22 protein-coding genes and 3 pseudogenes are annotated in these 20,473 nt (G+C 64.8%); 22 read left to right on the top strand and 3 right to left on the bottom strand.

Going from position 1 to position 20,473, the window contains the following annotated elements; all coding sequences use genetic code 11:
• The first annotated feature begins 22 nt into the window (after positions 1–22).
• From mftE to mftG, 3 genes are read left to right on the top strand one after another with little or no spacing between them, the layout of a single operon-like run.
• A complete protein-coding gene (mftE, locus tag CKW46_RS07945; RefSeq protein WP_482053040.1) occupies positions 23–775 on the top strand; it encodes a mycofactocin biosynthesis peptidyl-dipeptidase MftE in 753 nt (250 codons plus the stop codon).
• Entirely contained in the window at positions 772–2,184 is a 1,413-nt protein-coding gene (gene mftF, locus CKW46_RS07950) for a mycofactocin biosynthesis glycosyltransferase MftF (RefSeq protein ID WP_482053041.1), read from the top strand. The genes mftE and mftF overlap by 4 nt, the downstream gene beginning before the upstream one ends.
• A gap of 8 nt (positions 2,185–2,192) precedes the next feature.
• Complete coding sequence (gene mftG, locus CKW46_RS07955) at positions 2,193–3,629, top strand: mycofactocin dehydrogenase MftG (protein ID WP_015354676.1); 1,437 nt, start codon at positions 2,193–2,195, stop codon at positions 3,627–3,629.
• On the opposite strand, the gene CKW46_RS07960 is transcribed toward mftG, so the two are convergent.
• Entirely contained in the window at positions 3,619–4,254 is a 636-nt protein-coding gene (locus tag CKW46_RS07960) for a TetR/AcrR family transcriptional regulator (protein WP_083866529.1), read from the bottom strand. The genes mftG and CKW46_RS07960 overlap by 11 nt on opposite strands.
• Before the next feature lie 134 nt (positions 4,255–4,388).
• The gene (locus CKW46_RS07965) at positions 4,389–6,371 is read right to left on the bottom strand and encodes a PPE family protein (protein WP_499019010.1); all 1,983 of its coding nucleotides are present in this window, start codon (positions 6,369–6,371) and stop codon (positions 4,389–4,391) included.
• An 854-nt stretch (positions 6,372–7,225) separates the two neighbouring features.
• On the opposite strand from CKW46_RS07965, the gene CKW46_RS07970 reads away from it, so the two are divergent.
• The 3 genes and pseudogenes from CKW46_RS07970 to CKW46_RS07980 form a co-directional block, all read left to right on the top strand.
• Complete coding sequence (locus CKW46_RS07970) at positions 7,226–8,428, top strand: ISAs1-like element IS2404/ISMul1 family transposase (protein WP_482053380.1); 1,203 nt, start codon at positions 7,226–7,228, stop codon at positions 8,426–8,428.
• Between the two features lie 61 nt (positions 8,429–8,489).
• A pseudogene (locus CKW46_RS07975) lies at positions 8,490–9,029 on the top strand (PPE family protein); the annotation flags it as partial.
• A gap of 163 nt (positions 9,030–9,192) precedes the next feature.
• Positions 9,193–9,430, top strand: a pseudogene (locus CKW46_RS07980) (hypothetical protein); the annotation flags it as partial.
• Between the two features lie 54 nt (positions 9,431–9,484).
• Here CKW46_RS07980 and CKW46_RS07985 read toward each other — a convergent pair.
• On the bottom strand, positions 9,485–9,658 hold the full coding sequence (locus CKW46_RS07985; RefSeq protein ID WP_482053042.1) for a hypothetical protein: 174 nt from the start codon (positions 9,656–9,658) through the stop codon (positions 9,485–9,487).
• On the opposite strand from CKW46_RS07985, the pseudogene CKW46_RS07990 reads away from it, so the two are divergent.
• The 16 genes and pseudogenes from CKW46_RS07990 to CKW46_RS08065 all read left to right on the top strand — a co-directional run.
• Positions 9,605–9,868: pseudogene (locus tag CKW46_RS07990) on the top strand (transposase); the annotation flags it as partial. The gene CKW46_RS07985 and the pseudogene CKW46_RS07990 sit on opposite strands and share 54 nt — an antisense overlap.
• 24 nt (positions 9,869–9,892) lie before the next feature.
• Entirely contained in the window at positions 9,893–11,224 is a 1,332-nt protein-coding gene (locus CKW46_RS07995) for a lipase family protein (protein ID WP_012392936.1), read from the top strand.
• Positions 11,211–11,477 (top strand): hypothetical protein, encoded by a 267-nt coding sequence (locus tag CKW46_RS08000; protein ID WP_020788564.1) that lies wholly within the window; start codon positions 11,211–11,213, stop codon positions 11,475–11,477. The genes CKW46_RS07995 and CKW46_RS08000 overlap by 14 nt, the downstream gene beginning before the upstream one ends.
• Positions 11,478–11,767: 290 nt before the next feature.
• Positions 11,768–12,073 carry a 30S ribosomal protein S10 gene (rpsJ, locus tag CKW46_RS08005; protein ID WP_003403578.1) on the top strand — a complete coding sequence of 102 codons (306 nt, stop codon included), beginning with the start codon at positions 11,768–11,770 and terminating at the stop codon, positions 12,071–12,073.
• A gap of 14 nt (positions 12,074–12,087) precedes the next feature.
• A complete protein-coding gene (gene rplC / locus CKW46_RS08010; protein ID WP_015354684.1) occupies positions 12,088–12,741 on the top strand; it encodes a 50S ribosomal protein L3 in 654 nt (217 codons plus the stop codon).
• A complete protein-coding gene (rplD, locus tag CKW46_RS08015; RefSeq protein ID WP_117435230.1) occupies positions 12,741–13,415 on the top strand; it encodes a 50S ribosomal protein L4 in 675 nt (224 codons plus the stop codon). Before rplC ends, rplD begins: the two co-directional genes overlap by 1 nt.
• A complete protein-coding gene (gene rplW / locus CKW46_RS08020; RefSeq protein ID WP_015354686.1) occupies positions 13,415–13,717 on the top strand; it encodes a 50S ribosomal protein L23 in 303 nt (100 codons plus the stop codon). The genes rplD and rplW overlap by 1 nt, the downstream gene beginning before the upstream one ends.
• Before the next feature lie 29 nt (positions 13,718–13,746).
• Positions 13,747–14,589: a 50S ribosomal protein L2 gene (gene rplB / locus CKW46_RS08025; protein WP_117435231.1), complete on the top strand. Its 843-nt coding sequence runs from the start codon at positions 13,747–13,749 to the stop codon at positions 14,587–14,589.
• 21 nt (positions 14,590–14,610) lie between these two features.
• On the top strand, positions 14,611–14,892 hold the full coding sequence (gene rpsS / locus CKW46_RS08030) for a 30S ribosomal protein S19 (protein ID WP_011739061.1): 282 nt from the start codon (positions 14,611–14,613) through the stop codon (positions 14,890–14,892).
• A gap of 28 nt (positions 14,893–14,920) precedes the next feature.
• Positions 14,921–15,451 carry a 50S ribosomal protein L22 gene (gene rplV / locus CKW46_RS08035; RefSeq protein ID WP_012392942.1) on the top strand — a complete coding sequence of 177 codons (531 nt, stop codon included), beginning with the start codon at positions 14,921–14,923 and terminating at the stop codon, positions 15,449–15,451.
• A complete protein-coding gene (gene rpsC / locus CKW46_RS08040) occupies positions 15,451–16,278 on the top strand; it encodes a 30S ribosomal protein S3 (protein WP_117435232.1) in 828 nt (275 codons plus the stop codon). The genes rplV and rpsC overlap by 1 nt, the downstream gene beginning before the upstream one ends.
• Before the next feature lie 3 nt (positions 16,279–16,281).
• Positions 16,282–16,698: a 50S ribosomal protein L16 gene (gene rplP / locus CKW46_RS08045; RefSeq protein ID WP_011739064.1), complete on the top strand. Its 417-nt coding sequence runs from the start codon at positions 16,282–16,284 to the stop codon at positions 16,696–16,698.
• The gene (gene rpmC, locus CKW46_RS08050) at positions 16,698–16,940 is read left to right on the top strand and encodes a 50S ribosomal protein L29 (RefSeq protein ID WP_011739065.1); all 243 of its coding nucleotides are present in this window, start codon (positions 16,698–16,700) and stop codon (positions 16,938–16,940) included. The genes rplP and rpmC overlap by 1 nt, the downstream gene beginning before the upstream one ends.
• On the top strand, positions 16,937–17,299 hold the full coding sequence (gene rpsQ, locus CKW46_RS08055) for a 30S ribosomal protein S17 (RefSeq protein ID WP_369797336.1): 363 nt from the start codon (positions 16,937–16,939) through the stop codon (positions 17,297–17,299). The genes rpmC and rpsQ overlap by 4 nt, the downstream gene beginning before the upstream one ends.
• A 143-nt stretch (positions 17,300–17,442) precedes the next feature.
• A complete protein-coding gene (locus CKW46_RS08060; protein WP_117435233.1) occupies positions 17,443–19,812 on the top strand; it encodes an arylsulfatase in 2,370 nt (789 codons plus the stop codon).
• Positions 19,793–20,470 (top strand): hypothetical protein, encoded by a 678-nt coding sequence (locus CKW46_RS08065; RefSeq protein ID WP_252872243.1) that lies wholly within the window; start codon positions 19,793–19,795, stop codon positions 20,468–20,470. The genes CKW46_RS08060 and CKW46_RS08065 overlap by 20 nt, the downstream gene beginning before the upstream one ends.
• The last annotated feature ends 3 nt before the right edge of the window (positions 20,471–20,473 follow it).

Genomic DNA, 20,473 nt, shown 5'->3' on the forward strand with positions numbered 1-20,473 from the left:
GGTAACAATCGGTGCACGCCAGGTGAATTCGTCCTACCATCGGCGAGTGCCCGTACTCGGCGAATTGGGGACTTCGACGTCGAGCCAGCTACCAAGCACCTCGTCGTCAATATTGATCCCGCTGGGGTCAACTGAACAGCACGGACCGCACCTGCCGTTGGATACCGACACCCGGATCGCGACCGCGGTCGGCCGGGCGGTTGCCACGCGCATGCACGGCCGCCTGACTCAGTGTCAACCCGGTTGGCTGTTGGCGCCCCCGATCGCATACGGTGCCAGCGGTGAGCATCAGAGTTTTGCCGGAACGATCTCGATCGGCGCCGAGGCTCTGAGGGTGCTGCTGCTCGAGTACGGGAGGTCGGCCGCCTGCTGGGCTGATCGGCTGGTTTTCGTCAACGGGCACGGTGGCAATGTCGAGGCCTTGCGTGGTGCGGTTCGGCAGCTGCGCGCCGAAGGTCGCGACGCCGGATGGTCTGCCTGTGGCTCGGCGGGCGGTGACGCTCATGCCGGCCATACTGAAACATCAGTGTTGCTGCATATTTCACCGGAGGTGGTGCTGACCGACCGGCTGAGTGCGGGGAACGCGGCGCCGCTGGCCGAATTGCTGCCGTCGTTGCGCCGCGGTGGCGTCGCGGCGGTCAGCCCGATAGGTGTGCTGGGCGATCCGACCACGGCGACCGCAGTAGAGGGAAGGCGAATCTTCGCAGAGATGGTCGATGATTGCGTGTCTCGAATTGCCCGGTGGACCCCCGGGCCCGACGGGATGCTGACATGACGCAACCCCGACTACCTGACGGGTTCGCGGTTCAGGTTGACCGTCGCGTGCGGGTGCTCGGCGGCGGGTCGGCCCTGCTCGGTGGGTCGCCGACCCGATTGCTACGTCTGGCGCCTGCCGCCCAGGACATGCTCTGTGACGGCCGTCTGAAGGTTCGCGACGACATCAGCGCTGAGCTGGCCCGCACGCTGTTGGACGCGACGGTAGCGCATCCCCGGCCGGCGAGCGGGCCATCGCATCGCGATGTCACTGTCGTGATACCGGTGCGAGACAATGCATCCGGCGTGCGCCGGCTGGTTGCCTCACTGCGTGGCCTGCGCGTGATCGTGGTGGATGACGGGTCGTCGAGCCCGGTCGAGCTGGAGGACTTCGCGGGGGCGCACTGCGATATCGAAGTGCTGCACCACCGGCGCAGCAAGGGGCCGGCCGCCGCTCGCAACACCGGGTTGGCAGCCTGCACGACCGAGTTCGTGGCATTTCTGGATTCCGACGTGGCGCCACGCCGCGGCTGGCTCGAGGCCCTGCTCGGGCACTTCTGCGATCCCACCGTGGCGTTGGTCGCGCCTCGCATTGTGGGCCTGGCGCCGAGTGAGAATCTGGTGGCCCGCTATGAGGCCGTGCGTTCATCGCTGGACCTTGGTCAGCGGGAAGCGCCGATATTGCCGCACAGCCCGGTGTCCTACGTTCCCAGCGCCGCGATCATCTGCCGTTGCTCCGCCATCCGTCAGGTCGGCGGGTTCGACGAAACCATGCACTCCGGTGAGGACGTCGATCTGTGCTGGCGCCTTATCGAGTCCGGTGCCCGGCTGCGCTACGAGCCGATTGCACTGGTTGGTCATGAGCATCGGACCCAATTGCGTGCCTGGATCGCGCGCAAGGCGTTCTACGGGGGGTCGGCGGCGCCGCTGTCGGTGCGCCACCCGGACAAGACCGCGCCGTTGGTGATTTCCGGCTGGGCCCTGACTGCCTGGGTGCTGATGTCGCTGGGTACCCGAGCAACGCAGCTGGCCTCGCTGATCATCGCGGTGTTGACGGGCCGGCGAATTGCCACGGCACTGCGTAGTGCCCAAACCTCATCGTGGGATGTGGTGGTGGTCGCGGCGCGCGGATTATGGTCGGCCGCAATGCAGTTGGCGTCGGCCATTTGCCGGCATTACTGGCCGGTGACATTGATCGCAGTCATTGTGTCCCGGCACTGTAGGCGGGTCGTGCTGGTGGCTGCGGTCATCGACGGTGTGGTCGACTGGCTGCGCCGCAGAGAGGACCCCGACGGCGACTCCGAACCGATTGGGTTGCTGACCTACCTACTGCTCAAGCGCATTGACGACCTCGCCTACGGGCTCGGCCTGTGGTACGGGGTGATGCGTGAACGCAACGCGCGCGCGCTCAAGCCGCAGATCCGACGGTAACGGCGGCCTTGACCGCGGCGCTGCGCCACAGTGATGTCCTGATCGTCGGCGCCGGAAGCGCCGGATCGGTCCTGGCCGCGCGTCTTTCCGCCGATCCGAGTTGCGCGGTGACGTTGGTCGAGGCGGGGCCCGGCCTTGCTGATCCACGGTTGCTGGCTCAAACTGCCAACGGGCTGCAGCTACCGATCAGTGCTGACAGTCCGTTGGTTCAGCGCTATCAGAGCCAGCTCACGGATCATCCAGTTCGTCGAACTCCGATCCTGCGCGGGGCGACACTTGGCGGCTCTGGGGCGGTCAACGGCGGGTACTTCTGCCGCGGGCTGGCGCGGGATTTCGATGGTGCCGCGATACCGGGCTGGTCATGGTCGCAGGTGCTCCCACACTTCCGGGCGATCGAGACCGACCTGGACTTCGACACGCCCGTGCATGGCCGCACGGGTCCCATTCCGGTGCGCCGGACCCGCGATCAGACCGGAGTCACGCAGCGATTCGTCACGGCCGCTCAGCGTGCCGGGTTCGGCTGGATCGCCGATCTCAACGATGTTGGTCCGGATATCGCCGCGGGCGTGGGCGCGGTCCCGCTGAACATCGTTGACGGGGTACGGACCGGGTCGGGGGCCGCATATCTGCTGCCGGCGCTGGGCCGCCCCAACCTGACCCTGCTGGAAGAAACCCGGGCCCAGCAAGTGCGCTTTTCCGCCGCGACCGCGGTGGGCGTCGATGCCGTCGGTCCGAGGGGGCCGATGACTCTGTGGGCGGATCGAATTGTGCTTTGTGCCGGAGCAATTGGATCCGCACACCTGCTGATGCTCTCGGGTATCGGCGACCATGCGATGCTGCGGGCCGCCGGGGTCCCGGTGGTGCAGGCGTTGCCCGTCGGGATGAATTGCAGCGACCATCCTGAATGGGCGTTGCCGACCACATGGACCGTCGCCGCCGGACGGCCGGTGTTGGAGGCGGTACTCAATACCGCTGACGGCATCGAAATTAGGCCATACACAACAGGATTCGAAGCAATGGCGGGCGCAGCTGCTAAGGGGCATCGGGACTGGCCGCACCTCGGAGTGGCGCTGATGCGACCGCGGTCTCGCGCCCGGGTCACCTTGGCATCGCCCGACCCTTCAGTGCCTCCCCGGATCGGACACCACTACGACAGTGAGCCGGCCGATGTCGCGGCTCTGCAGCGGGGGACCGAGTTGGCGCGCGAGTTAGCGGGGTCGGCAGTGGCGGGGGAGCCGGGATGGTCGACATCGCAGCATCTGTGCGGTAGCGCACCGATGGGTGTCGATGCCGACCCGACGGCCGTCGTCGATCCCGAGTGCCGGGTGCGTGGTATCGAAAACCTTTGGGTGGTTGACGGATCCATCCTGCCGCTGATTCCCAGCCGTGGTCCGCACGCAACAATCGTGATGCTGGGTCACCGGGCGGCGGAATTCATCGGGTAGCCCGCGAGTTGATCATCGGCCGCATCGGCTCGCTACCGAGCCGGCGGCGCTCCGGGGCGTGGTGATTGTTGGTGCTCGGCTGACCGGAGTGGCTCACGCCGTGCAGCAGGAGTTCGGTAATCATGGGCGCAAAGTCGCGCGGGGCCGCCCGTCCGGTGTTTATCGACCAGCCCGCGCCGGAGACCAGGCTGTAGAACGCTTCGGTCAGCCACCCGGCCGCCAGGTCGGGCCGGAACTCGCCCTGGCGCTGACCGCGGAGGAACAGCTCCTTGATCTCGCTGTCGATTTCCAGCCAACCCTGCTTGAGCTCATTGGTGTCGGAATCCTGACTGTAGGCGTAGAGCAACGTCAGGTACCCGGATACCGATTCGCATGCCGCCACCAGCCTCCGCAGCGCCTCGGTAGCCGATCCCTCTTGCCAGCGAGCGCTTTTCAGCGCTTCGCGCATCTGGCCGAACGCGAGCTGCTCTAGCGCATCGATCAGCGCGGCGCGGCCGGCGAAGTAGCGATGCAATGTCGCACGGCTGACGCCGATTGCCGCGGCGATCTCGTCTTGGGTTGCGTTAGGTCTCCGGCCGAGGAACTCTGCGGCGGCTCGAAGAAGGCGTTCGTGATCCAGTGCCATGAGACGATAGTACATCATTTGAGACAAAATTGTCTCAGCGAATGCAATTTTGTCTCAATCTGCTGGGTTCGTGCGGGTGGCGGACTCCGGGCGCTGGGTGGGCGGCGTGGTCCCCGATCTGCGTCCGTAACTGATCAGCCGATGGGCGTGGTGATCGCATATGCGATTGCCTGGCCCGCGTTTACCAGGACGAAGGCTTGCAGGAGGCCGGCCACGGTAATCAGGGCTACGTCCGCCGCCAGGGGGTATCCGACGGCGTTGACGAAACCCATCGGATCGCCGTTGGCGACTTGTTGGATGCCGTCGAGGAAGAGGTTGATGTTATAGGACGGCACGCTGGTGATGGCGGCATTGGCGATGTCGGCAGTGGGCAGCAGGGCTGCGTAGCTGGCGGCACCCACCTCGGTGATGGTGTTGGCAACCTGGCTATTGGCCGCCTGTAGGTCGTCGATGATGGTGTTGATCGAGACCATCGGCGCGGCGGGTCCGGTGGTGGGAGCGGCCTGCGGATTGCCCACCGGTGAACTGGACCCGTTGGTGATCTGCGGTAGATCCAGATGGCTGATGTGGTAGCCGAAGTCGTGAATTCCTTTCTGGGTGCCGGCGGCGAGTGCGTCGGCGATGGTCAGCGGGCTCACCTCGGGCCAGAGCCCGAAGGGGGTAGCGACGTTGGGCGGTGAGGTCGAGTATCCGTAGGCGGGGTCGCCGTAGCCCAGATTGACGATGACCTTGAGGTTGGGCTGGACCAGGTCGGCGAGCGGGTCTCCGAGTACGGGCAGTGCTCGTAGTGGTTCGAGCAGCGGGAGGTCTTCGGTGCGGATCACGTAGTAGTCGGTCATGGTCGGGCCCACCGTGTTGGTCAGGTGCACGGCCGCATCGATCTGGGCGGGAGTTAGGAATAAGTAGTCGGTGTGCACGTAGTAGGCACCCGCTAGCGCGTTGAGGGTGGATACCAGGTTGAGCGGGTAGCGCGGGAAGTCGGCGACGCCGTCGTACTCGAGGGTGTAAATCCTGGTCGGGTAGAGATTGTCCGGTGTGGCGCCGCTGGCGGTGATCCCCAGACTCGGCAGCGACAGTCCCGGGAACCGGGTGGCCACTCCGCCATTGGGATTGTTGGGGTCACCCACCAGCGTGAACGAGAGCTGATCTGGCGTGGGCGGGTTGATCGATGCGGCGAGCTTGGTCATCGTCAGCGACGAGATGGTGGCGCTCTGGGAGTAGCCGAACACGGTGACGTTGTTGCCGGCGGTGATCTGCTCGCGGATCGCGCTCTCCAGGATGACCACCCCCCCCCGGGCCACCGAGGTGTCAAACGTCAGGTTCTTGACCCCGGTCACCGGGTAGAGGCCTTCGGGGGTGAACAACGCCTGCGCGACCGCGCCCCCGACACTGCGGCCGATATAGAGGGAGTTGGCGAGTTGCACGTAGCGTCGCGAGGGCATCGGAATGCCACTGCCGCCCATCACTTCCGCAATCGTTTGTGCGGCAGCAACATTCGTGCCGATGGAACTGTTGTTCGCGGCGGTTGCGCTGAGGCCGGAGGCCCGGGAAAGCCCGGCGCCGGCACTGCCGCCCACAGCGCCTACGATCGTGCCCAATTGCTGGCTCCAGGGTGCCAACTGAGCGGCCACCGCCGCGGCGCCGCCGTAATAGCCGGCCATGGCCGAGACATCCTGGGCCCACATCTGCTCGTATGAGGATTCGGCGGCCGCGATCGCCGGCGCGTTCTGGCCGAACAGGTTGGTCATCACCAGCGACGCCAGCTGTGCACGATTGGCCGCGACCGCGACCGGATGCACCGTGGCCGCCAGGGCGGCTTCGAATTCGGCCGCCGCTGCGCGTGCGGCGGCGGCCGCCCCCGCGGCATGTAGGGCCGAGGTGCGTAACCAGCCGACATAGTGGCCGGCCGCCACCGTCATGGCCGCCGACGCCGGACCCTGCCACACCCCGGCTGCTAACCCCGATGTGATCGACCCGAAGGAGCCAGCCGCACCGGATAACTCGGCAGACAGCCCGTCCCAGGCCGTCGCGGCGGCCAGCATCGGCGCCGATCCCGCGCCACCAAACAACCGAGCCGAATTGATCTCCGGGGGCAACACCGAAAAACTCGCCAACATCAGCACGGCCCTTCCTTGGTCCAGCGGTCAGCACCCCATAGCCCGCCAACCGGCTCAAAACGCAACTCTCATCCGATGCGTCTGAGAAACAACGCATCGGATGAGAGTGCGAACGACCTCGAGTTAGCCCGCAGCTACCCCGCGTTAATCAGGTCCGCGGAACTCGCGGCGCCCTGTATCGTCGGATCCTGGATGCCTGGATCCCCTGAGCTGCTGCAACTTGACAACGCCGCAGCGGCGATCGTGGCGGCTACCACGGCGCCCAGCGCGCGGAGTGTGAACAGTCGCCTATTTCGCGTAACGTCCATCAGTCATTCCTCCTTTTGTCGATACGGCGAATTGGTGTACACCTGCCGGAAAGCTAACTCCGAAACAATGCGACCAGGCGCCGTTATTTAAGATTCCAGCCGCAATTGGAGACCGCGATGTCACGTTTGCAACACTGGCGTCTCGCAATGGACGGGGCTGGTTCATAACGCGCCCTATCAGCCGAAACGCTTGCGGCCCAACGTGAGCTGCCGCTATATTTCGATCTGCAGTCGGGGGAATGAATTTTTGGTACACCAAATTTTGTGGCGGCCCCGCGCCAGGATTGAATCACGCTTTCAAGCGGGAATTCATGCAGCGAAAGTGTGCTGAAGGCGACCATTGTCATTTCGCTGCTGCTTCGGAAGTCGACTCGATAAGCAAGGCGGTACTCGGCGCGAGTGCCAGGGCTCCGGCGTTGTTGATTAGCAGGCTTGTGAGCTGGGTTGATGATCTTTGGTGCCGCGCTATTGGGGCCGGAGTGTAGGCACGGGCTATCTGGAGAACGATCGAGTTGGTTACTGTTCGTCGTTGGTCTGGAGTTGCCCGTGCCTACCGTTTCAGTATTGCCTGTGTCGTCGGTTCCAGAGGTGTTCGACCGCTGGAGTCCTGGTGAGCGCAGCGAGCTCATCGGATCGGAGTTTCTCGATGTGTTGGCCTCGGTGCCAGACCCGAGGGACCCACGCGGTCGGAGGTATTCGCTGATGGCTTTGTTGGCGATCGCGGTTCTGGCCACTGCCGCGGGGATGCGCGGCTATGCTGATTTTGCCACATGGGCGGCCACCGCTCCCGATGATGTGTTGGCCCAATTAGGGGTCCGGTTCCGGCGGCCCAGTGAGAAGACCTTCCGCGCTGTTTTGTCTCGGCTAGACCCCGCCGACCTCAACGCCAGGATGGGCAGTTACTTCACTGCACACGTGGCCAGCAGCGACCCCAGTGGATTGGTGCCGATCGCGTTGGACGGCAAGATGCTGCGTGGTGCTTTACGCGCCAAAGCGACAGCCACGCATCTCGTGTCGGTGTTCGCCCACCGTGCCCGATTGGTGCTCGGTCAACTCGCTGTCGCCGAGAAAAGCAATGAAATTCCCTGCGTACGTGCCCTGCTCACGCTGCTGCCGGGTAGCTTGCGGTGGCTGGTCACCGTGGATGCGATGCATACCCAGGTCGTCACCGCGAAGTTGATCTGCGCCACCTTGAAGTCGCACTACCTGATGATCGTCAAGTCCAACCAAGCCAAAATACTTGCGCGTATCACCGCGCTGCCCTGGGCCGAGGTGCCCACAGCCGCTACCGACGACTCCCGCGGCCACGGCCGTGTCGAGACCCGCACCCTGCAAATCATCACCGCTGCACGAGGAATCGGCTTCCCCTACGCAAAACAAATCATCCGGATCACTCGTGAACGCTTGATCACCGCCACCGACCAGCGCAGCGTGGAGGTGGTCTATGCCATCTGCAGCCTGCCGTTCGAGCACGCCCGCCCTACCGCGATCATGACCTGGATGCGTCAACACTGGGGAATCGAGAACAGCCTGCACTGGATACGCGACGTCACCTTCGACGAAGACCGTCAAAGGGCACATACCGGAAACGGCGCACAGGTCCTAGCAACGCTACGCAACACCGCGATCAATCTGCACCGCCTCAACGGCGCCGACAACATCGCCGAAGCCTGCCGGATCACCGCTTTGACCGCCAACCGCCGCCTAGACCTCCTCAATCCACAATTCCCCAGCTCACAAGCCTGCTAATCAACAACGCCGGAGCCCTGGCGCGAGTGCTGGCCCGCGGCCAGACCGGGAGGGTTGGGCGATGAACTTTTCAGTGTTGCCACCGGAGGTCAACTCCGCGCTGATATTCACGGGGCCCGGGGCGGAGCCGATGCGCACGGCTGCGACGGCCTGGGGCGGGATGGCCGTGGAACTGGAGTCCGCGGCAGACTCTTTCGCTTCGGTGACCTAGGGGCTGGTCGGTGGCGCGTGGCAGGGAGCATCGTCGGTAGCGATGGGGACCGCTGCGGCTTCCTACCTCGGGTGGCTGAACGCGGCGGCGGCCCATGCCGAACAGGCCGCCGCCCAGGCTGAGGCGTTGGTGGCCGAGTTCGCCGCTGCGCAGTCAGCGATGGTGCAGCCCTTCCTGCTCGCGGCTAACCGTTCCAGCCTGGTGTCGCTGGTGCTGTCGAACCTGTTCGGCCAAAACGCGCCGGCGATCGCGGCCGTCGAAGCCGAGTATGAGCAGATGTGGGCGCTGGATGTGTCAACGATGGCGACCTACCATGCCGGTGCTTCAGCGGCGGCAGCATCGCTGACACCGCTGGCACAGCCTCTACAGAATCTGTCGGACCTGCCGGGCAGGGTGATCGCGGCATTCGGAAATGGTGCGCCCGCGACCACGGTCACCGCTGCGGTCACGGCGCTGCGGCTACCGGCAGACGCCAGCACTGTCGACTTCGGGCTCGCCAATATCGGTAGCGGCAAGCTCACAAGCCTGCTAATCAACAACGCCGGAGCCCTGGGGTCTAGGCAACAACGGATCCGGGCTTTCCGGCTGGTTCAACACCAACCCCGTCGGGTTGCTGGGGGTCGGGGTACCAGAACTACGGGGGACTTTCCTCCGGATTCTCAAATCTGGGCAGCGGGGTGTCGGGCTTTGCCAACACCGGTGTCCGGCCGTTCTCGTTGACGGGCCTGATCTCCGGCTTCGCGAACATCGGGAGCAACCTTTCGGGCTTCTTCGGGAGCAACGTGCCGTGAAACACGGCCGGGTGGTGAATGCCCGGCACCCGCCCAGGGCTCCGGCGTTGTTGATTAGCAGGCTTGTGAGCTGGGGAATTGTGGATTGAGGAGGTCTAGGCGGCGGTTGGCGGTCAAAGCGGTGATCCGGCAGGCTTCGGCGATGTTGTCGGCGCCGTTGAGGCGGTGCAGATTGATCGCGGTAGCGTGGAGGTGGTCTATGCCATCTGCAGCCTGCCGTTCGAGCACGCCCGCCCTACCGCGATCATGACCTGGATGCGTCAACACTGGGGAATCGAGAACAGCCTGCACTGGATACGCGACGTCACCTTCGACACCTTCGACGAAGACCGTCAAAGGGCACATACCGGAAACGGCGCACAGGTCCTAGCAACGCTACGCAACATCCGTATGTCTTTTGTTGCTCACAAAATTGATCGGCAAAATATGATAATTGAGAAAAGCGATTTATTCGTTCGTGGTATGCGTGCTGCGAGGGGTCGCCTTCAATCGCGGCTGCAGGTCGTGGTGGTGGCCATGTTGTCCTGCGCGACAATCACCGTTGTTGCGCCGGACTCGGCGCGCGCCGACGGCGGCTTCGAATCCGAAGGCGATCAAAGCCAATACGACCAGTTCTATACTCCGCCAGACCCGCTGCCGCCCGGCGAGCCGGGCGACGTGATCCGCACCGAGCCATCGCGACTGGTGCTGGAACCATCCGGTCAGCTGGGCGCGATCATGGCAACCGGAACTCGCATCATGTACCGCAGCACCGACACCCGGGGAAACCCGATCGCAGTCACCGGCACGTATTTCGAGCCCGATAACCCCTGGCCGGGAAGCGGGCCGAGGCCGCTGCTCAGCTACGCGCCAGGCACCGTCGGGCAGGGGGATCAGTGCGCGCTGTCGCGGGTCTTCAACCAAGGCATCCACTGGTCGCCGTGGCTGGACCTGATGGTCAACTACGAAGAGACGTTCGTCGCGACCATGGTGGCCCGCGGGTTTGCCATCGTGATGACCGACTACGAGGGGCTGGGGACTCCCGGAACGCATACCTATGTCAATCGGCTGGCCGAGGGGCACGCGGTGCTCGACGCCGCGCGCGCCGCCCAGCGACTGCCGGGAACATCCTTGGACCCACACGGCCCCGTTGCCTTCTGGGGGTATTCGCAAGGCGGTGGGGCCGCGGCCTCGGCGGCCGAACTCGTGTCGAGCTACGCGCCCGAACTCGATGTGGTGGGCACGTATGCGGGTGCGCCGCCCGCCGATCTCGTCGAGATGCTGCCCTATATGGATGGCAACGTACTGGTAGGCGCCGCCGGCTACCTGATCAACGGATTCATCTACGCCTATCCGGAACTGGCGGATGCGATTCACGAACGGATGACCCCGCGCGGGGAGGACCTGCTCGCCAAGACGCGTCACCAGTGCGTCCAGGAGACGTCGTTCAAGTTCATGTTCCGCCATCTTCGGGGCTACTTCACCAAGGACTTGGACCAACTGGTCCGTGAGGAGCCGTTCAAGACGCTGTTCGAAGCCCAGCGACTCGGACGGCACCAGCCGTCGGCGCCGGTCCTGATCGTCAACAACCGCTACGACCCGTTGGTGCCCTGGACCCAAGCCAGCCAACTCGGGCGCGATTGGTGTGCGCAGGGTGCACAGGTCGAGTTCTGGACCAACGAGGAGCCGCCGTTTCTCAACAAGGCCTCGGTCAACCATGCGCTGACTTTCTGGGTGGACGGCGAGCGTGCTCTACAGTGGGTCGCCGACCGATTCAACGGCCTTCCCGCCGCGCCCAACTGTGGCCAGTTCTGAGCAGACGGCCACGGCGGCCGCGCCGGCCCTGGACAACGGGCGGGTGGCGTTGGGCAGGCGGGGCCCGACCGGTGCGGGGCGTTGCACCGCGCTGCCGTTGGTGAGCGCACCCGGTCGGTCGTCTTGGCATGATCGATGGTCATCCGGTCCGGTCCGGGCGCTGGCCAAACGGCCGCCCGAGGAGGGTCGCGCTGCGCCGATGATCCAGTTCGTCGGTGACGTCACCTGGGATTTGGCCGAACCGCTGATCTGAGGCATACTGTTTAGGTTGTCTTGAGCCGGGTTCACGCCTGGTCGGGCATCTGACCGGCGTCCACACGGGCGCGTCCGGTCCCATCCTTGGAGTGCGACCAGATTTTGGCGCCTACAAGGCTGCGTGCGGGTGACACGCCCGACCGCGGGGGCCGGTGTACCACGACAGGTAAACAGCGGCGCAGTATCCAGCGCGCGCAGTTCGACCCGGCAGAGACCGGGCCGATCGGCGGGCTGGGGGCACCAGGTCCGAACACGGGCCTCAAGTTTTTAGAGTGAGGTAGGAGAAGCGTGGCGGGACAGAAGATCCGCATCAGGCTCAAGGCCTACGACCACGAGGCTATTGACGCTTCGGCGCGCAAGATCGTCGAGACGGTGGTCCGTACCGGCGCCAGCGTGGTTGGTCCGGTGCCGTTGCCGACCGAGAAGAACGTGTACTGCGTCATTCGCTCACCGCACAAGTACAAGGACTCGCGGGAGCACTTCGAGATGCGTACGCACAAGCGGTTGATCGACATCATCGATCCGACGCCGAAGACGGTTGACGCACTCATGCGCATCGACCTTCCGGCCAGTGTCGACGTCAACATCCAGTAGGAGGTTCTGAGAGCATGGCACGAAAGGGCATTCTCGGTACCAAGCTGGGCATGACGCAGGTCTTCGACGAGAACAACAAAGTCGTACCTGTGACGGTGGTCAAGGCGGGGCCGAACGTTGTAACGCGTATCCGCACACCGGAGCGCGACGGGTACAGCGCAGTGCAGCTGGCCTACGGCGAAATCAGTCCGCGCAAGGTCAACAAGCCGGTCACCGGCCAGTACACCGCCGCGGGCGTCAACCCCCGGCGTCACCTGGCTGAGCTGCGGCTCGACGATGCCGAGGCGGTCACCGAGTACGAAGTCGGCCAGGAGCTGACGGCGGAGATCTTCGCCGACGGCAGCTACGTCGATGTCACCGGTACCTCCAAGGGCAAGGGCTTCGCCGGCACCATGAAGCGTCACGGCTTCAGCGGCCAGGGCGCCAGCCACGGTGCCCAGGCGGTGCACCGCCGGCCGGGTTCCATCGGTGGCTGTGCCACTCCCGCGCGCGTCTTCAAGGGCACGCGGATGGCCGGCCGGATGGGTAACGACCGGGTGACCGTGCAGAACCTGTTGGTGCACAAGGTCGATGCCGAGCAAGGTGTGTTGTTGATCAAGGGCGCGGTTCCCGGCCGCACCGGTGGGCTCGTAATAGTCCGCAGCGCGATCAAACGAGGTGAGAAGTAATGGCTGCGCAAAACCAAAGCGCCCAGAAAGACTTGGAAATTCAGGTCAAGGCGCCGGACGGCAAGGTCGACGGTTCCGTCGTGCTGCCGGCCAAGCTGTTCGATGTTCCGGCGAACATCGCCCTGATGCACCAGGTGGTGACCGCTCAGCGTGCAGCGGCCCGTCAGGGTACGCACTCGACCAAGACACGCGGCGACGTCAGTGGCGGTGGCCGTAAGCCATACCGGCAGAAGGGCACCGGCCGCGCCCGTCAAGGTTCGACGCGGGCCCCGCAGTTCACCGGCGGTGGTGTGGTGCACGGTCCGAAACCGCGCGACTACAGCCAGCGCACCCCCAAGAAGATGATCGCGGCCGCGTTGCGCGGGGCGTTGTCGGACCGGGCGCGCAACGGGCGTATCCACGCCGTCACCGAGTTGGTCGCCGGCCAGACTCCGTCCACCAAGAGCGCCAAGACATTCCTGGCCACCATCACCGACCGCAAGCAGGTGCTGGTGGTCATCGGACGCGATGACCAGACCGGCGTCAAGAGCGTGCGCAACCTGCCCGGTGTGCACATTCTGTCCCCGGACCAGCTCAACACCTACGATGTGCTGCGCGCCGACGACGTGGTCTTCAGTGTTGAGGCGCTCAACGCCTATATCGCCGCCAACACGTCCGAGGAGGTTTCGGCCTAATGGCGACCATCGTTGACCCGCGCGACATCATTCTGGCGCCGGTGATTTCGGAGAAGTCCTACGCGCTGCTCGATGACAACGTGTACACATTCGTGGTGCACCCCGATTCGAACAAGACCCAGATCAAGATCGCTATCGAGAAGATCTTTGCGGTCAAGGTCGCATCGGTGAACACCGCCAACCGGCAGGGTAAGAGCAAGCGCACCCGGACTGGGTACGGCAAGCGCAAGAGCACCAAGCGCGCCATCGTCACCCTGGCGCCGGGCAGCAAGCCGATCGATCTGTTCGGAGCGCCGGCCTAGCCGGGCGCGAGACAAGGACCTGATTAGACATGGCAATTCGCAAGTACAAGCCCACGACCCCGGGTCGGCGCGGCTCGAGCGTGTCGGACTTCGCCGAAATCACTCGCTCGACTCCGGAGAAGTCGCTGGTTCGCCCGCTGCACGGTCATGGCGGGCGTAACGCACACGGCCGCATCACCACTCGCCACAAGGGTGGTGGCCACAAGCGTGCCTACCGGGTGATCGACTTCCGTCGTAACGACAAGGACGGGGTCAACGCCAAGGTCGCGCACATCGAGTACGACCCCAACCGCACCGCCCGCATCGCACTGCTTCATTACCTCGACGGCGAGAAGCGCTACATCATTGCGCCCAACGGTCTTTCCCAGGGCGACGTCGTCGAGTCGGGTGCCAACGCCGACATCAAGCCCGGCAACAACCTGCCGCTGCGCAACATCCCGGCCGGCACCTTGGTGCACGCCGTGGAGTTGCGGCCCGGCGGTGGCGCCAAGCTTGCCCGCTCGGCGGGATCGAGCATCCAGTTGCTCGGTAAGGAAGCCAGCTACGCCTCGCTGCGTATGCCCAGCGGTGAGATCCGTCGGGTCGACGTTCGCTGCCGCGCCACGGTCGGTGAGGTGGGCAACGCCGAGCAGGCAAACATCAACTGGGGTAAGGCCGGTCGTATGCGGTGGAAGGGCAAGCGCCCGTCCGTCCGTGGTGTGGTGATGAACCCGGTCGACCACCCGCACGGCGGTGGTGAGGGTAAGACCTCCGGTGGCCGTCACCCGGTGAGCCCGTGGGGCAAGCCAGAAGGCCGTACCCGCAACCCGAACAAAGCGAGCAACAAGCTCATCGTCCGACGCCGGCGCACCGGCAAGAAGCACGGGCGCTAGGAAGTCGAGGAGTAGCGAACTATGCCACGCAGCCTGAAGAAGGGCCCGTTCGTCGACGACCACCTGCTGAAGAAGGTCGACGTGCAGAACGAGAAGAACACCAAGCAGGTCATCAAGACCTGGTCGCGGCGTTCGACCATCATCCCGGACTTCATCGGCCACACCTTCGCGGTGCACGACGGCCGCAAGCATGTCCCGGTGTTCGTCACCGAGTCGATGGTCGGTCACAAGCTCGGTGAATTCGCCCCCACGCGCACGTTCAAGGGGCACATCAAGGACGACCGAAAGAGCAAGCGGCGATGAGCGTTCGCGCTAAGAGCAGAGGGTATCGATGACAACCACCACTGAATTCCCGTCGGCGACCGCCAAGGCGCGGTTCGTGCGGGTCTCGCCGAGAAAGGCGCGTCGGGTAATTGACCTGGTGCGTGGCAGGTCGGTTTCAGACGCGCTCGACATCCTGCGTTGGGCGCCGCAGGCCGCCAGCGAGCCGGTCGCCAAGGTGATCGCCAGTGCGGCCGCCAACGCGCAGAACAACAACGGCTTGGACCCGGCGACCTTGATCGTGGCCACGGTCTACGCCGACGAGGGCCCGACCGCCAAGCGCATCCGCCCGCGGGCGCAGGGACGCGCGTTCCGGATCCGCAAGCGGACCAGCCACATCACCGTGGTGGTGGAGAGCCGGCCGAGCAAGGACCAGCGGTCTTCGAAGTCGTCGCGGGCTCGCCGCGCCGAGGGCAGCAAGGCCGCCGCAACGGCGCCCGCGAAGAAGTCCTCGGCCAGCAAGGCGCCGGCGAAGAAGGCCGCCACCAAAGCCGAGTCCAAGACTTCTGAGACTTCTGAAGCGAAGGGAGGCTCAGACTAGTGGGCCAGAAGATCAACCCGCACGGCTTCCGCTTGGGCATCACCACCGACTGGAAGTCGCGTTGGTATGCCGACAAGCAGTACGCCGACTACGTCAAGGAAGACGTCGCCATCCGTCGGCTGCTGTCCAGCGGCCTGGAGCGCGCCGGAATCGCCGACGTGGAGATCGAGCGCACCCGTGACCGGGTCCGGGTCGACATCCACACCGCGCGTCCGGGCATCGTCATTGGCCGCCGTGGCACCGAGGCCGACCGCATCCGTGCGGATCTGGAGAAGCTGACCGGCAAGCAGGTTCAGCTCAACATCCTCGAAGTCAAAAACCCTGAGTCGCAAGCGCAACTGGTGGCCCAAGGGGTCGCTGAGCAGCTGAGCAACCGGGTGGCGTTCCGCCGGGCGATGCGTAAAGCCATCCAGTCCGCGATGCGCCAACCCAACGTCAAGGGCATCCGGGTGCAGTGCTCGGGTCGTCTTGGTGGCGCGGAGATGAGCCGGTCGGAGTTCTACCGCGAGGGCCGGGTTCCGCTGCACACGCTGCGCGCGGACATCGACTACGGCCTGTATGAGGCCAAGACCACCTTCGGCCGGATCGGTGTGAAGGTGTGGATCTACAAGGGCGACATCGTCGGCGGCAAGCGCGAATTGGCCGCCGCCGTTCCCGCGGGCGCCGACCGTCCGCGCCGCGAGCGGCCGGCGGGCAGCCGTCCGCGCCGCAGCGGTGCTTCCGGCACCACGGCCACCGGCACCGAAGCCAGACGTGCCGTGGGTAGCGAAGAGCCCGCCGCCGCAGAAAGCGCTACCACCCCCGAAGCGCAGAGCACGGAGAGCTAAATCATGTTGATTCCCCGTAAGGTTAAGCACCGCAAGCAACACCACCCCCGCCAGCGTGGCATCGCCAGCGGCGGGACGTCGGTGAACTTCGGCGACTATGGGATCCAGGCCCTCGAGCACGCCTACGTCACCAACCGGCAGATCGAGTCCGCTCGTATCGCCATCAACCGGCACATCAAGCGTGGCGGCAAGGTGTGGATCAACATCTTCCCGGACCGTCCCCTGACCAAGAAGCCGGCCGAAACCCGGATGGGTTCGGGTAAGGGCTCCCCGGAGTGGTGGGTGGCCAACGTCAAGCCGGGCCGGGTGCTGTTCGAACTCAGCTACCCCAACGAAGCGATCGCACGAGCGGCGCTGACCCGCGCGATCCACAAGCTGCCGATCAAGGCACGCATCATCACCCGAGAGGAGCAGTTCTGATGGCAGTGGGAATTTCCCCTGGCGAACTGCGCGAGCTCACCGAAGAAGAGCTGACCGAGCGTCTGCGCGAATCCAAGGAAGAGCTGTTCAACCTGCGTTTCCAGATGGCGACCGGACAGCTCAACAACAACCGCCGGCTGCGCACGGTGCGTCAGGAAATCGCACGCGTCTACACCGTGTTGCGCGAACGAGAATTGGGTCTGGCGGCTGGACCCGGCGAACCCGATGGTAAGGAATCGTGATGGCAGAGGCGAAGACTGGCGCGAAGGCCACCAAGTCCGCAGCGGCGGGCGCGGCCGATGGTGCTTCCAAGGAAAAGGGTCCCAAGCACACGCCGAGCACTCCTAAGCCGCGCGGTCGTCGCAAGACGCGCATCGGCTACGTCGTGAGCGACAAGATGCAGAAGACCATCGTGGTCGAGCTCGAAGACCGCGTGCGTCACCCGCTCTACGGCAAGATCATTCGCACCACCAAGAAGGTCAAGGTGCACGACGAGCACAGCGCCGCCGGCATCGGCGACCGGGTTTCCCTGATGGAGACGCGTCCGCTGTCGGCCACCAAGCGCTGGCGGCTCGTCGAAATCCTCGAGAAGGCCAAGTGACGGTCTCATAACCGTTGCGCCGGCGACATCGCCCGAGACTTGCAGTCTCGGGCGATCTTGCATTTGGCTGGCTACCCTGGCAGCGGGTGCACTCTGCACACGAGATAGGGCAAGCAGGTCCACAACGGGAGTGAGGCTGGCCAGTGGTGACTGGGACAACGGGGTCGACCGAATTCAAGGGCAAGATCGAGTTGGATATCCGCGACTCGGAAGCGGATTGGGGTCCGTACGCGGCGCCCACCGCGCCCGAGAATGCGCCCAACATCTTGTACCTGGTCTGGGATGACACCGGAATTGCCACCTGGGACTGCTTTGGCGGGCTGGTGCAGATGCCGACCATGTCACGAATCGCCGAACGCGGCGTGCGACTGACCCAGTTCCACACCACCGCGCTGTGCTCGCCGACGCGCGCGTCGCTGCTGACCGGGCGCAACGCGACCACCGTGGGGATGGCGACCGTCGAGGAGTTCACCGACGGGTTCCCCAACTGCAGTGGCCGCATCCCCGCCGATACGGCGCTGCTGTCCGAGGTACTGGCCGAACGTGGTTACAACACCTACTGCATCGGGAAGTGGCATCTGACGCCGATGGAAGAGTCCAGCATGGCGGCGACGCGACGGCATTGGCCGGTCTCGCGCGGCTTCGAGCGGTTTTACGGGTTCATGGGTGGGGAGACCGACCAGTGGTACCCCGACCTGGTGTACGACAACCATCCGGTCAACCCGCCCGCCACCCCCGAGGATGGCTACCACCTGTCGAAGGACCTTGCCGACAAGACGATTCAGTTCATTCGTGACGCCAAGGTGGTCGCGCCTGACAAGCCCTGGTTCAGCTACGTGTGCCCGGGTGCCGGGCACGCGCCCCATCACATCTTCAAGGAATGGGCCGACAAGTACGCCGGCAAGTTCGACATGGGCTATGAGCGTTACCGCGAGATCGTGCTGGAAAACCAGAAGGCGATGGGCATTGTGCCGCCCGACACCGAGCTGTCGCCGATCAACCCCTATCTCGACGTCAAAGGCCCCTCGGGCGAGTCGTGGCCGATGCAGGACACGGTGCGGCCCTGGGGCTCGCTGAACGAGGAAGAGAAAAAGCTGTTCAGCCGGATGGTCGAGGTGTTCGCCGGTTTCCTGAGCTATACCGACGCGCAGATCGGGCGGATCCTGGACTATCTCGAGGAATCCGGCGAGCTGGACAACACGATCATCGTGGTGATCTCCGACAATGGCGCCAGCGGCGAGGGCGGTCCCAACGGATCGGTGAACGAAGGCAAGTTCTTCAACGGCTACATCGACACCGTCGAAGAGAGCATGAAACTGTTCGACCACCTCGGCGGGCCCCAGACCTACAACCACTATCCGATCGGGTGGGCGATGGCTTTCAACACGCCCTACAAGCTGTTCAAGCGCTACGCCTCGCATGAGGGCGGTATCGCCGACACGGCGATCATCTCCTGGCCCGACGGGATCGCGGCGCACGGTGAAGTCCGGGACCACTACATCAACGTCTGCGATGTCACGCCGACCGTCTACGACCTGTTGGACATGACGCCGCCGGAGGTCGTCAAGGGCATCGCGCAAAAGCCGCTGGACGGTGTGAGTTTCAACGCGGCCCTTACCGATCCCGCCGCCGATACCGGCAAGAAGACCCAGTTCTACGCCATGCTGGGGACCCGCGGCATCTGGCATGAGGGCTGGTTCGCCAACACCGTGCACGCCGCGGCCCCGGCGGGATGGTCGCATTTCGACGCCGACCGCTGGGAACTGTTCCACATCGCCCAAGACCGCAGCCAGTGCCATGATCTGGCCGCCGAGCACCCCGACAAGCTGGAGGAACTCAAGGCACTGTGGTTCTTCGAGGCCGCCAAGTACAACGGGCTGCCGCTGGGTGATCTGAACATCATGGAGACGATGATGCGGTCGCGCCCGTATCTGGTCGGCGAACGCACGAGCTACATCTACTACCCCGACTGTGCTGAGGTCGGCATCGGTGCCGGGGCCGAGATTCGCGGCCGCTCGTTCGCCTTGGTGGCCGAGGTCACCGTCGATACCACCGGCGCCGAGGGCGTGTTGTTCAAGCAGGGTGGTGCGCACGGCGGTCACGTGTTGTTCATCGCCGACGGTCGCCTGCACTACGTCTACAACTTCCTCGGTGAACGCCAGCAGTTGCTGTCCTCGGTGGGGCCGATTCCGTTGGGCCATCACTTGTTCGGGGTGCGCTATGCGCGGACGGGCACGGTGGCCAACAGCCATACGCCGCTGGGCGACCTTACGATGTACTTCGACCACAACGAGGTGGGCTCGCTTGCAGATGTGACGACCCACCCCGGAACGTTTGGACTTGCCGGTGCGGGCATCACCGTCGGCCGCAATGGCGGTTCTGCAGTGTCGAGTCGCTACAAGGCGCCCTTTGCCTTCACTGGCGGAAGCATCGCCCGAGTGACCATTGACCTATCCGGACGACCATATGAAGACGTGGAAAAAGAACTTGCACTTGCCTTTTCAAGGGACTGACCGGCTGGCCCGATCGTTGTCCGCGGCTCTGGGTGTGGTGAGCCTGGTGTGCCTGTCCGGCGTCTTGTCCGCCTGCGCGGAGCGCGGCGGGTCGGGTTCACCCGGCGTGCATCCCGACCCCGCTAGACCAGTACCGGGAGTCGTAGCGACCCAGCCGGAACAAATACCGCCCCACACAGTCGGCTGCGCTCCGTCGCTGACGGGGGAGGGCCGGGCCACCACGGCCGCGGCGGCGGACCAGGACGCCCCCAGAGTCACACTCAGCGTGCCCAACGGCTGGACCGCGCGTGGTGGAAGCGGTGACACGGCGCTGAACCTGACCGGCCCCGATGGGATGGCGGCGACGGTGACCATCACCGCAACCGACGCGCTGCCAGAGCGTGCCTTCCAGGAGTACACCGCACATCTGGGAGGTTCGATGCGCCGGCTCAACTTCGCCGTCGCGGGGGCACCCTTCTGTGGGTACAGCAGCGAGTTGCTGACCGGCACTCTGCAGGGTCCGTCGGGCGCAATCCAGTTCGCTGACCGCATCACCCACATCTGGACCAACACCAAGATGTACCTGGTGACCGTGCATCTGGAGGGCCCGGCCGGGGTGGCTGGCTTCACTGCGGCGAAATCCGCATTGATGCAAAACTTTGCCGTCCTCATACCCTGAAGT

It is taken from the genome of Mycobacterium liflandii, assembly GCF_022354805.1.
Classification (GTDB): domain Bacteria; phylum Actinomycetota; class Actinomycetes; order Mycobacteriales; family Mycobacteriaceae; genus Mycobacterium; species Mycobacterium marinum.